This window comes from [Clostridium] citroniae WAL-17108 (genome assembly GCF_000233455.1).
Lineage (GTDB): Bacteria > Bacillota > Clostridia > Lachnospirales > Lachnospiraceae > Enterocloster > Enterocloster citroniae.
On the sequence record NZ_JH376430.1, the window covers coordinates 77,312 to 89,082 of the forward strand.

An 11,771-nucleotide genomic window follows, 5' to 3' on the forward strand; every position below is an offset into this window, starting at 1 on the left:
CCCCGCCGGTCTGGCCCCGGTTTCGCCCCGGCTCTGGCTCCGGTCGGCCTGGTCCGGTTTCCGCCCCGGCTCTGGCTCCGGTCGGCCTGGACCCGGTTTCCGCCCCGGCTCTGGCTCCCGCCGGCCTGGTCCGGTTTCCGCCCCGGCTCTGGCTCCCGCCGGCCTGGTTCCGGTTTCCGCCCCGGCTCTGCTTCCCGCCGGTCTGCCCCCGCTGCCTGGCGCTGTTGCGCCTGACGACCTGGTTCCGCTTCCCGGCATTCCTGCGCCTTCCGGTCTCCTGGACCGGGCTGTCCCGGGCCGGCTTTCCAAACCGTTTCCGGATACCGGACGGGCCCCTGCCGCCCTGCTTCTGACATTCCCCTCCGGGCGTGCCCCCGCTATCCTTCTCCCCTCTGTCTCCGCCTGTTCCGGCCGTACCCGTGATGTCCCGGACACAGGTCTGCGCGGTTTCGCGGCAGGCCGGTCCATACCGGCATCATCCGGGCCGGATCTGGGGCGTCTGGCAGAAGCTGTATCTGAATCAGCCCCAGAACCAGCACCTGAATCCCGGCGCCGGCTGCGGCTTCTCAATCTCTCATCTTCCTGTCCAAATTCATTCTCAAAATCACGATTCATTCGTCTATCCTCATTCTATCATGTAGCCCGGTCCAAGCCCGGCTGTCGCTGCCAGAAAAAAATTTCCAGACACGCTCCAGATCTTGCCCGGTTCATGCTCAGCCAAGATGCTGGGAGTATTTTAAATGTATACGGAATGCATATCAATATGCATTTTTATTAATAAACCCTTTAAAAACAGTTAAAAACATAATCTTAAAATCAAAACCCAGGCTCCAGTTCTCAATATAATACAGATCATGTTCGATTCGTTTGGTAATGGAAGTGTCTCCCCGGTATCCATTGACCTGGGCCCAGCCGGTCAGTCCGGGGCGTACCTGGTGCTTGATCATGTAACGCGGAATCTCTTCCTTGAATTTTTCAACAAAAAGGGGCCTCTCCGGCCTTGGTCCCACCAGGCTCATGTCCCCAACCAGGACATTAAAAAACTGCGGCGTCTCGTCAATGCTTGTCTTACGTATGAAACGGCCCACGGAAGTTACCCTGGGGTCGTGGGGCGTAGTCCACTGTCCCCGCTCCTTTCCCGGGTCCTGGACCTCCATGGAACGGAACTTGTACATCCTAAAGGGATGATTGTGAAGACCAATGCGCTCCTGGCTGAAGATCACAGGACCGGGGGATGTGATCTTAATAAGCACAGCTGTCAGCACCATGACAGGCGAAAATACAATCAGACCAAACAGGGCGCCGATAATATCCACGATCCGCTTCATCGTTGCATTAAACACGCCCGTAAGAGGCACATGGCGGATATGGATAACCGGAAGTCCCTGAAGGTCCTCCATATAAGGTATGGTTGGTATTATATTATTATAATCGGGAATAAACTTTGTATGCACGCCTGATTTCTCACAGGCAGCCACGATGGGCTCCAAATTAGCGTATTCCTTGATGCTCAGAGTGATGGCGATCTCATCCAGGGTATTGGAGGCAAGAAATGTCTCCAGATGATCCATGGGACCCAGGATCTGAACATTCCTGTATCTGTAACCCGGCTTTTGATTGTCATCCAGGATCCCCTGTACATGGTATCCCCACTCCGGGTTCATACTGACCCTGTCAATAAACCCCTCGGCCGCGCGGCTGTATCCAATGAGCAGAACATGCTTCTGGTTATATCCGTTGGTCCGAAGGGAATGAAGAAACAGACGTATGCAGATCCGCTCTGTCTCCATCAGGATGATGTTGATCACAAAGAATGCCAGCAGCATCTTGGTAGAGAAAAATTCGTTGTGCTGGATGAATTTCCTCGCGCCGAAAAGCACGAAGGTGAAAATCATCAAACCGATAATGTTGGCTTTACAGATATTTGCAAACTCTGAACGCCGTCCCTGTATCCGCTTGGGCACATACAGGTGAAAGCTGGCGTACAATATGAGATAAATGGGCACAATGAAAATAAGTGCCATAAAATATACCTGAGGCTTTAACACGCCAACATTTACATCCAGCGGTATCACCTTACCGCTGATAACAATAAACCATGCCAAAGCGTAGGCCGCAGCCGTGACCACTATGTCCAGCAGGACATGGAGGCGGTTCAGCCTTTTCTGGTTATCTTTTATCATTGTATATCACCTTGGTTTCTCAGGAAATCCCTATATACCGTAAATATCGTTGTTATTATACATGATAAATCGGCATTATTCTATAACATTTCTCTTAATTTCTAAAAACTTCATAATTTCGCAATCTGTCTCGCAGTGAACTCATAGAGGTAGATCAGTGTACCTGTTAACAATTCCCATTCAATGGCAAAGTAATTGCGCAGGTGCCTGGGGTCATAGGGAACCTTCCTGCACGTTCCCGCAGTGGCAATACCCTCCTTTAGTCCCTCCACATAATCCTTTGCAAAACCGATCTTTCTGAAAAACATGTATTTGACCGCGATCCCCGCCATGATAGGGAGCAGATTTACAGCCAGCTGCAAAGCGGGCATGTTCTTGTAGTTCAGATATACATTGTTGCGTGCGGCCAGCTTTACCTTAAAGGAATTATACTTGGAGCCGCTGGTGCCGCTGCCCACATGATACACCACTGCCGATGGGCAGTAGATGTTGTCATAGCCTGCGATCCTGGCCCTGTAGCCCACATCCGTGTCCTCCAGGTAGGCAAAATGCATCTCATCAAAATATCCGATCTCATCAAATATCTTCCTGCGGTAGATAGCAGCCCCCGCACAGGCCGAGAAAACGCGGCAGGCCTTGTTATAGCCCGCGGAAGAGCGGCCCACCCCGCGCTGGAAAGCCCAGCCCAGGAGACTGTACATGTCTCCCGCATCATCCATCAGCTCCTTGTGGTACATTTGGATCATCTTACTGCTGACGGAAAAAATCCTGGGTGAACGCTCAATGGCTTTGATCATCTCACCCACATAGTGGCAGTCCGGCTCCGTGTCATTGTTAAGCAGGATGACATAGGGCGTGGAAGCAGCCCTGATCCCCCTGTTCACCGCCCCTGAAAAACCGGTGTTGCTGTCCAGGAAAATGGAGGTCACTCCCTGGTCCTTCAGCCACTCCACGCTTCCGTCCGTGGAGCCGTTGTCCACCACCAGCACCTCGAAATCCCTGCATATCTGAAGCTCCAGGGCCTTAAAACACGGTTCCATAAAGGAGAGGCCATTATAATTGGGTATGACAACAGTGGCCTTCTTCCCCTCCCTGCCGCAGCGTCTGTGTGGATGATTGTGCTGACGGCTGTTTTGATGACTGCCTTGATGGTTGATTTGATGGTTGTTTTGATCACTGTTTTGACGGTTGTTTTGATCACTCATGGGAATTCTGTTTATCCTCCGGCGCATACTGCTGGTAAACCCTTAAATCATATGGTTCCCCGATTTTTTCTTTTAACAGGTCCCGAAGCGCAAAATTGGATTTGCGCAGGGTCAGGTTGGGATTATAATAAGGGTCGCCATTTTTTATGATATCCGGCCATTTTTTAATGAAAATGGCCACCTCTCGGTTGAACCGTTCCACCTTTTCCGGGGTATCCTCCAGTCCTCTGGACTTGGATTCATAATGGTAGAAGCATGCATAGGGAGCATATACTACCAGTTTCCCCAAGGCCCTTACTTTCATGCAATAGTCAATATCATTAAAAGCAACTGCCAGTTCGGTGCTCAGACCGCCCACCGCATCGAATACGTCTTTTTTGGTCATAAGGCAGGCGGCTGTGACCGCGCTGTAGTCCTGGGCGCACATGGCCCTGTGGAAATAACTGTTCTCCGCCTTGTGAAGTCCGATAAAGGTATGCCCTGCAATGCCGCCAAATCCTATGACAACCCCTGCATGCTGGATGGTATCATCCCCATACAGCAGTCTGGCTCCGGCAATGCCCACATCCTCCCGCTGGCAGAAACCAAGCATTTCCCTTATGGAATCCGGATCGATCAGCTCCGTGTCATTATTTAAAAGAAGCAGATACTGACCCTTAGCAAAACCGGCCCCATAATTGTTGATGGCTGAATAATTAAATTCCTTCTCCCAGGTGACCACATGGAAATTACTGTGCAATGCCTGCATTTTCTCATAATAGGCAAATGTCTCTTTTTCCCTGCTGTTATTTTCCACCACAATAAACTCCAGGTTCCGGTAAGTGGATTTTTCAATAAGGGATCTCACGCACACATCCAGATCTTCGCTGTGATCCTTATTGGGAATAATCACTGATATAAGCGGCTCGCCCTGAATCTTAAACCGGGTATGGTAGATGCCGTGATCCACACCCTTTTCCACACGCTCGGCCTCTATGCCCAGGCGCTCATAATGGGCCATGATGGCTCTGGATCCGGCCTCAAAGGCGTACATCTTACTCTCCGGATTGCTGGCCGTGGAATCCTGGTGGCAGCGCCAGTGATAGAGCACCTTTGGAATATGATGCACATGTTCCGCGGCCTCAGTGCAGCGGAAAATAAAATCATAGTCCTGGGCTCCGTCAAACTCCTGGCGGAAACCGCCCACCTGCTTCAGCAGATCCTGCCTTACCACAAAGAGGTGGCAGATATAGTTTACGCTGGTCAAAAGATCCGGGTTAAAATCAGGCTTGAAATGCGGGTCAAACAGGGCCTTTCCATCCATGTCCAGCTTGTCCTCATCCGAGTAGAGCACATCGCATCCCGGATGTTCACTGATGGCCTTCACCACCTCATAAAACGCATGGGGAGGCAGGGTATCGTCATGATCAGCCAGGATCACAAAATCTCCCCTGGCCATATCCAGGGCAGCATTGGTATTGCCCGCAATTCCCCGGTTGCTGCCCAGCATCTCATATCGGATGCGCCCGTCCCTGTCCGCATACTTCTTAAGGACCCGCTCCAGCCCCTGTCCTCTGGGGCTTCCGTCCGCAATGCACACCTCCCAGTTGGTATAGGTCTGTTCCAGAATGGAATCCAGCATTTCCCTGAGATAGCGCTCCGGCGTCTTATAGGCAGGGATCACAACGGATAAAAGCGGCTCAAAATCAAAGTTCTCCTGCCGCTGGGCAGCCAGTTCCTCATCTGTTGGTTTTGTGAGCTCATACCATTCGCCGTAATCATAGTCATTATCAATGCCCTGAAGCTTATGTTTGGATTTGACCACCAGGGCCTTTAACCCATGCTCCTTCCAGAAATCCAAAGCCACATGAACGGTCTCCATGTTCATGAGATCCTTTATCTTTTCCATCCGTTTGTGGGCAACGCTGGCCCGGCGCGTGATCAGGTCCTCATTGTACTTGATCTTGGCCTGACGTCCCTCACAGCGAATGAGCAGGTAATAGCTTTTTCCGCGCTCATAGGGAAACTGGATGTCAAATCCAAATTCCTTGTTATGCACTTTCTTAAAATAAATCTGGCTCACGTCATCCCTGCGCGTGGATACATGCTTGAATTTCACCGGATTATGCTTTTCATCCTCGATCCGGAAGGTGGCCCGGCTCTCAGGGGATTTTCCTATCGCCCATCCGTTTAACGTGATGGAATTCTCCCGGATGCGCACAACATCTATTTTATATTTCATGCCTCTGCACCGCCCTTTTCATCCTTGTCCGCTTCCTCGTCAAAGTTAAGCCGCTCTTCCTCGATCACCAGCGGGCGCTTCATCACCCTCTGGTTAATGCTCATGATATATTCACCCAGAAATCCGATAAAGAACATCTGTACCGACCCCAGAAACAGCATTCCGATCAGCAGGGGGGCCATACCTGCCGGAAAACGGTCCCACCAGATCAGTTTCATCACCAGGTACACCAGGGCCACCAGTATGCTGATCACAGCGCACACGCTTCCGAATATGGTGGCCAGCCTGAGTCCAGCTTTTGTGTAGGAGGTGACGCTGAGCATGGCCGCATCATAAAGGCGGTAAAAATTGTTGTGGGTCTTGCCAGCCCGCCGCTTGGGCTGCTCATAGGGGATCTCCTTGCGCTTGTACCCCAGCTCGGCTACAATTCCCCTCAGAAACGGCGTGGGATCGTCCAGTTTTCTGAGAACCTCAATAAATTCCCTGTCATAAAGCCCTGAACCAGTAAAATGTTCAATCTGCTCCACATCGGACAGCTTTTTGATGGTCTTATAATAACAGCTTCTCAGCCAGTACATCACCTTATTTTCCTTGCTGCTGGTCTTGATGCCGATTACGATCTTGTAGCCCTTTTCCCACTCACGGACATATTTTGGTATCATCTCCACAGGATCCTGGAAATCCGCCACCATCTCAATGACACAGTCTCCCGTCACCTGAAGCATACCGTAATAGGGGGAATTAAACTGACCGAAATTGCGTGCATTTAGAATCGCCTTAATCCTGGGATTGGACGCGCAAAGCCCGCGCAGGATATCCCTTGTGCCGTCAGTGGAGTCATTGTCAATAAACACAAGCTCATAGTCATACTGGGGCAGTTCCCTTTCCAGTATGTCCGTCACCGCCTTGCTGATGGGACCTGCATTTTCCGCTTCATTATAACAGGGAATCAATACGCTGATCTTCTTCATGTCTTTTATTCGCTTCTTCTTTCTCTATAGTTTCTTCAATGCCGCGGCAAAAAGTATATTCCTCTTTCCAGTCACCGCCTGTGAGTCCAAGCAGCCTGCCGATATCCGGCCGTATGGAAAGGGCGCCCTCTTTTGCCTGGACAAATGTGCCGTATTCAAGTTCACCCCGAAAGCCTGCGATCTTATGGATCTCCTCCACAAAGGAACGGAGGGGCCTTGTATCAGAACTGGCAATATTCACAATGCAGCTTCTCAGACCCACAGGCGGAACACCGTGCCTGTATAATTCATATACTGCCTGTACCGCATCCTCAATATACATAAAATTCCACTGATGTCTGCATGCACTTAGGGATACCCGCTTATCCTGCCTTAGATCCCTTACCAGGGTGGAAATAATAGACCACGGGTGATCCCCGTATCCATAAACACTGAAAAACCTCAGATGATAATAATTCATGTTAAGCTCCCTGCAAAGGGGGGCTGCTTTTTGATAAAATTCCAGCTTGGCCTTTCCATACTGGTTCACGGGATGACATTCCACATCCTCCTGCATCATGCCCTCCACGGCGCCATATTCCACACGGGAGCCTGCATCCATAAACACGGTGCAGCCTAAGCGGGCCGCTGTCCTGACACAATCCAGGGAACCGGACACATTGCGCGCCTGCACCTTGGGTGAGTCGATCTCCTCACGGTTCACTCCGCCCCAGGCCAGATGCAGGAATGCATCCGCCCGTCCGATGGCCGGTATGCAGTCAGGCACATGGTCCAGATCACATTCCACGGTTGTAAGATTGTCGTGGACCGGCAGCGCATCCCTGTGCCTGGACCCCGGTCTCACCAGTGCAAATACATGATCCCCGTGTTCCAGGAATACCCTGGCAAGATTGCTTCCAATAAAGCCGGTGGCTCCGGTTATCACAATACGCGCTCCCAAGCCGCCTTGGGTCACATCCTTCATTTTCCTTCCAGTTCCTTTCCCATCATCCGTGTACACGGACGGTATTATCCCACCAGTTCCAGATGATTAAAGCGCATGGCTCTCACTTCCACATCCTTGCCGAACCGTTCCCTGATACTGGCCGCGATCTCCTCCGTGTAACCGGGCGCGGTGATGATAATGGCATCCACCGGGTGGTCCAGGAAATACTCCGGAGGCACAATGGGAAGATGGGAGGAGGGAGCAAACTTCCCGTGCTTAAACGGTGCGGAGTCTATGATATACTGCGCCTTATCCCCCAGCTTTGTGGTGGCTGCCAGGGTAAACCCCTGGTGGCTGGCCCCCCACATGGCGATCTTCTTGTCCCATGCGTCCAGGTACTTCATGTAACTTTCCATCTCCTTCCGGAGATTCACATAGCAGTCCAACAGATTCTCCGTGTCCATCTGCGGGCGTTTTTTCACTATCACGGACAAGGTATCCCTGTTAATGACCTCGCATTCCTCCACCTGGAATCCGTTGCGCTCCAGAAGAGGCGTAAGGGTCTCAAATGTATAATAGGCAATGTGGTCCCGGATCAGCTCAAAATAACTGTTGTGGTCCATGATATATTCAAAGCTGGGAACCGTGATCAGTCCCACCGCATCATCCTCAAGATTGCGGTAAATGGCCTGGAGCATGGTGCCCGGATCAGGCTGGTGCTCAAGGAAGTTAAAGGAGAGGAAAACATCATAAAGACCCCCGGGGAACCTGGTGTCCTCCGTTTCAGTAAAACCTTCCATCACATCCAGTCCCTGCGCCCTGGCCAGCTCCACCAGATGGGGATCATGCTCGATTCCATGGGCCTCCACGGGAAATTCAGTCAGCACCTTAAGAAACTCGCCCTGGCCGCAGCCCACCTCAATGAACCTCTTTCCCTCCAGATGATAATTTTGGATCAGATTCTTATACTGATACCGGCGCAGTTCCACCATGGTTTTGGAAAAACCTCCTGCCCGTATCACATCCCTGTAATAGTCCACCGGATCGCAGTCAAACTGGACCAGGCCGCAGCCCATGCACTGACACAGATCCAGGGTCAGCCCCTGGTCCTTTAAAAGCCCTGCGGCATCCGGCATATGCTGGGCGGAAGCCGGCATGTTATCCAATGTAAGTAAAGGCGTCTCCCATAACGGAGCACCGCAGGCGATGCATCGTTTCATGTATCTGCCTCCTTTCAAACGTTTACACAATTTATTTTAATCCCAGACTTTTCTGATATGGAATATTTCCCTTATGAAGCATTTCCTTTATCCCCTGCTCAAAGGAGATCTCCTGCCTAAAGCCGACCGCTTCATGCAGCTTTCCCGTGTCCGGGATCAGGGAGACCACTCCCTCCGCATTAGGAGGACGCTTCCCGTATTCATAGGTTCCACCGCCTCCGCAGAGTCTGTGCAGTTCTTCCAGATAATGTTTCAGGGGGCGGGTATCTTCCCCTGCCACATTATACACGCCGGCAGGTGCTTTGGCAAGCAAAAGGCCTGTAAGAGCCCTTGCGGCATCCGTTATATACAGGAAATTCCACATCTGGGTACAGGCTCCAAGCTCCATATGCCCGCCTTTCAGGAATGTGTCCATACAGGTGGCTATCAGGGACCAGGGATGATCCCCGGGGCCGTACACGCTGAAAATCCGGGCGTGGATATAGGTGATCCCCAGACGGCGCGCCTCCTCCGAAGCCATGGAGCACACTTTCAGCTTATCCTTGCCGTACTCCGACACGGGATGGCATTCCCCGTCTTCCCTCATTACCGTATGACAGATACCGTATTCCGCCTGGGATCCGCTGAACAGAAAGCGGCTGCATCCCAGGGCGTAAGCGGTTCTCAGGGCTTCCAGGGCATAGGCAATGTTGCGGGCCTGTATCTCAGGATCGCGGCGGTTATCGCTTCCCGCCCCCTCCCATCCCAGATGAAGCCATGCATCCGCTCCCCCTGCCAGTTCCCTCCGTCCCACCAGGGTGTGGATCTCCCGCAGAGTGCAGGACATAATGAAACAGCCCTCTTTTCCTTCCAGCCGCCTTCTGCCGGGGGAATCCGGCCGCACCACGGCAAACACCTCATGCCCCTTATCCAGCAGTTCCTTTGTAACAGCCAGTCCGATAAAGCTGGTAGCTCCTGTTACCACTATCCGCATAACACGTACTCCTTATTCCTTTATTCTCGCAATGATCATATTCTCATCCATCTCCTGCTCAGGCAGGAAGGGTGACAGGTCTTCCAGAGGCGGCGATACCATGGTGCCGTCCGAAAGCCTCTTGGCAGATGATTTGGGCTCAAAATTTTGATCCGTGGACACAAATACCTCACAGATAACAGGCCCTTCCATTCCAAGGGTATCCTCCACTGCCCGGGCCAGCTCACTGTTGTGTGCTGCGGACCGGTAGGGATAGCCGTAAGCAGCGGCCAGCTTTTCAAGGGATGGAAAACTCAGATCCCCGCTGTCCACACCCACGCCCACCAAAGGCTCACCGAAGAAATTCTTCTGGGTCTGGCGGATGGAATGATAACCTCCGTTGTTGATCACAAATATCTTTATATTCATCCTGTGATGGATAATGGTCTGCAGCTCCTGCAGGTTCATCTGAAGGCTTCCGTCTCCGGTGACCAGGATCAGGTCATCCCCGCTGGGATCTCCGCCATTGCTGTAGAACTGGTTTGTCCTGGAAGCAGCCCAGGCGCCGATGGCCGCGGGCAGATCATATCCCATGGCCGCGATGGCTGAATTGGTGATAAAGCGCTGCCCCTTCTTAATTACATAAGCATGGCCCCCCACCACACAGGCGGAGCCGTTGCCCACCACTGTAACCTGGTCCTCCCTGAGACGGCTGCTCACTTCCCAAATAAACGCATATACATTGGCCGGTTCCTGGTCCCCATGTTCAAAATGCTTTGGCAGGACCACCGGATAGCGCTCCTTCCACATGGCGCAGGTTTGGCTCCAGTTCATGGATCGAAGCCCTTCCCCGCCGTCAAACACCTGCTTTTTGCCCGGACGGCTCAGGCTATCGGGCAGTGCACTGCCCTCCTCTGCCAGCAGGGCATCCAAAACCCGGTTCAGCTGTTCCAGCAGATCCCCGGCATCCGCGTGGACCGGCATGTCCACATGGACCGATGGCTTTTTCAGCTCCTCCTGGTCGATATCATTGGCGATCACATAGGCCTCCCTGGCCCAGGTCTTATAATTATATCCTACCTGCCGTATGCTCAGACGGCTGCCGATGGAAAGTACCAGATCACTGTTTTGTATGGCAAAGTTGCCAGGCCTGTCCCCCATGTTGCCCGCACGGCCCACATAAAGAGGATGGGCGTCATACATGCAGTCCTCGCTGTCCCATCCCGTTATCACCGGCACCCCAAGCTTTTCAGCCACTTCCATAAATACCTCATGGGCGCCTGCAATGCGGATCCCGTTGCCCGCGTTGATCACAGGGCGTCTGGCATTTCTCACCTTTTTAATGATCTCCTGGGCCGTGGACAGCTCCACCCTGGCCGGAAGTACCTGGCGCAGTTCGCCCTGTCCGGCGATATCCTGGCTGATCCTGTGGCTCTTGTCACCGCCTGCCCAGCCGTCTCCTCCTGCATTATAGTCCTCCTGGTCAAAACCAATCAGATCCTCCGTATCCACAAAGGCCCCCTGGACGTTCAGCGGAATATCCAGCCAGCAAGGGCCGGGGCGGCCGGACCGGGCAAGATACAATGCTTTCTCCAGGCAATAACGGATACGCAGGGGGTCCAATACCATCTCCGAATACTTGGTCATGCATTCAATGGATCTGCAGATATCAAACTCCTGGTCTCCCATGGCCCTGATCCCCACCCCTGAAAAACGGGCCGTGGTATCATAGCGGACCTGCCCTGACAGTACCAGCATGGGAATGGAATCCAGCCACCCGCCTACCACTCCGGTAATGGCATTGGTGCCGCCAGGCCCTGTGGTAACGCACAGCGCAGCGATCCTGTTATGGATCCTTGCATATGCCTCTGCAGCCATGGCGCTGGCTTGCTCGTGGTGGTTATAGATACAGTGCAGCCCCTCCTGATGCCCCAGCCCATCGTTCAGATGCATTGCACCTCCTCCGGTCACCATGAATGCCTGGCAGATCCCTGCCTCCACCAGCCTGGCTGCTATATAATTGGAAATCTTGATCTTCATCTGCGGTCTCCCTCCCTGTTCTTATGCTCGTTACCGAAAATGTTAATATATCGA

The 11,771-nt window shown here is 52.6% G+C and carries 8 protein-coding genes and 1 pseudogene; all 9 read right to left on the reverse strand.

Annotated features, from left to right (window positions below; all coding sequences use genetic code 11):
* A pseudogene (locus HMPREF9469_RS33160) lies at window positions 1-615 on the reverse strand (hypothetical protein); the annotation flags it as partial.
* Between the two features lie 143 nt (window positions 616-758).
* A complete protein-coding gene (locus HMPREF9469_RS26250) occupies window positions 759-2,183 on the reverse strand; it encodes an undecaprenyl-phosphate glucose phosphotransferase (RefSeq protein WP_007869385.1) in 1,425 nt (474 codons plus the stop codon).
* Window positions 2,184-2,293: 110 nt separating this feature from the next.
* Window positions 2,294-3,388 carry a glycosyltransferase family 2 protein gene (locus tag HMPREF9469_RS26255; protein WP_007869389.1) on the reverse strand — a complete coding sequence of 365 codons (1,095 nt, stop codon included), beginning with the start codon at window positions 3,386-3,388 and terminating at the stop codon, window positions 2,294-2,296.
* Window positions 3,381-5,609 (reverse strand): glycosyltransferase family 2 protein, encoded by a 2,229-nt coding sequence (locus HMPREF9469_RS26260; protein WP_007869391.1) that lies wholly within the window; start codon window positions 5,607-5,609, stop codon window positions 3,381-3,383. The genes HMPREF9469_RS26255 and HMPREF9469_RS26260 overlap by 8 nt, the downstream gene beginning before the upstream one ends.
* A complete protein-coding gene (locus HMPREF9469_RS26265; RefSeq protein ID WP_007869393.1) occupies window positions 5,606-6,580 on the reverse strand; it encodes a glycosyltransferase family 2 protein in 975 nt (324 codons plus the stop codon). The genes HMPREF9469_RS26260 and HMPREF9469_RS26265 overlap by 4 nt, the downstream gene beginning before the upstream one ends.
* Window positions 6,546-7,544 (reverse strand): NAD-dependent epimerase/dehydratase family protein, encoded by a 999-nt coding sequence (locus HMPREF9469_RS26270; protein WP_007869394.1) that lies wholly within the window; start codon window positions 7,542-7,544, stop codon window positions 6,546-6,548. Before HMPREF9469_RS26270 ends, HMPREF9469_RS26265 begins: the two co-directional genes overlap by 35 nt.
* A gap of 44 nt (window positions 7,545-7,588) precedes the next feature.
* The gene (locus HMPREF9469_RS26275; RefSeq protein WP_007869396.1) at window positions 7,589-8,725 is read right to left on the reverse strand and encodes a class I SAM-dependent methyltransferase; all 1,137 of its coding nucleotides are present in this window, start codon (window positions 8,723-8,725) and stop codon (window positions 7,589-7,591) included.
* 31 nt (window positions 8,726-8,756) lie between these two features.
* Complete coding sequence (locus HMPREF9469_RS26280; RefSeq protein WP_007869398.1) at window positions 8,757-9,698, reverse strand: NAD-dependent epimerase/dehydratase family protein; 942 nt, start codon at window positions 9,696-9,698, stop codon at window positions 8,757-8,759.
* Between the two features lie 12 nt (window positions 9,699-9,710).
* The gene (locus HMPREF9469_RS26285; protein ID WP_007869400.1) at window positions 9,711-11,717 is read right to left on the reverse strand and encodes a thiamine pyrophosphate-binding protein; all 2,007 of its coding nucleotides are present in this window, start codon (window positions 11,715-11,717) and stop codon (window positions 9,711-9,713) included.
* Between the last annotated feature and the right edge of the window lie 54 nt (window positions 11,718-11,771).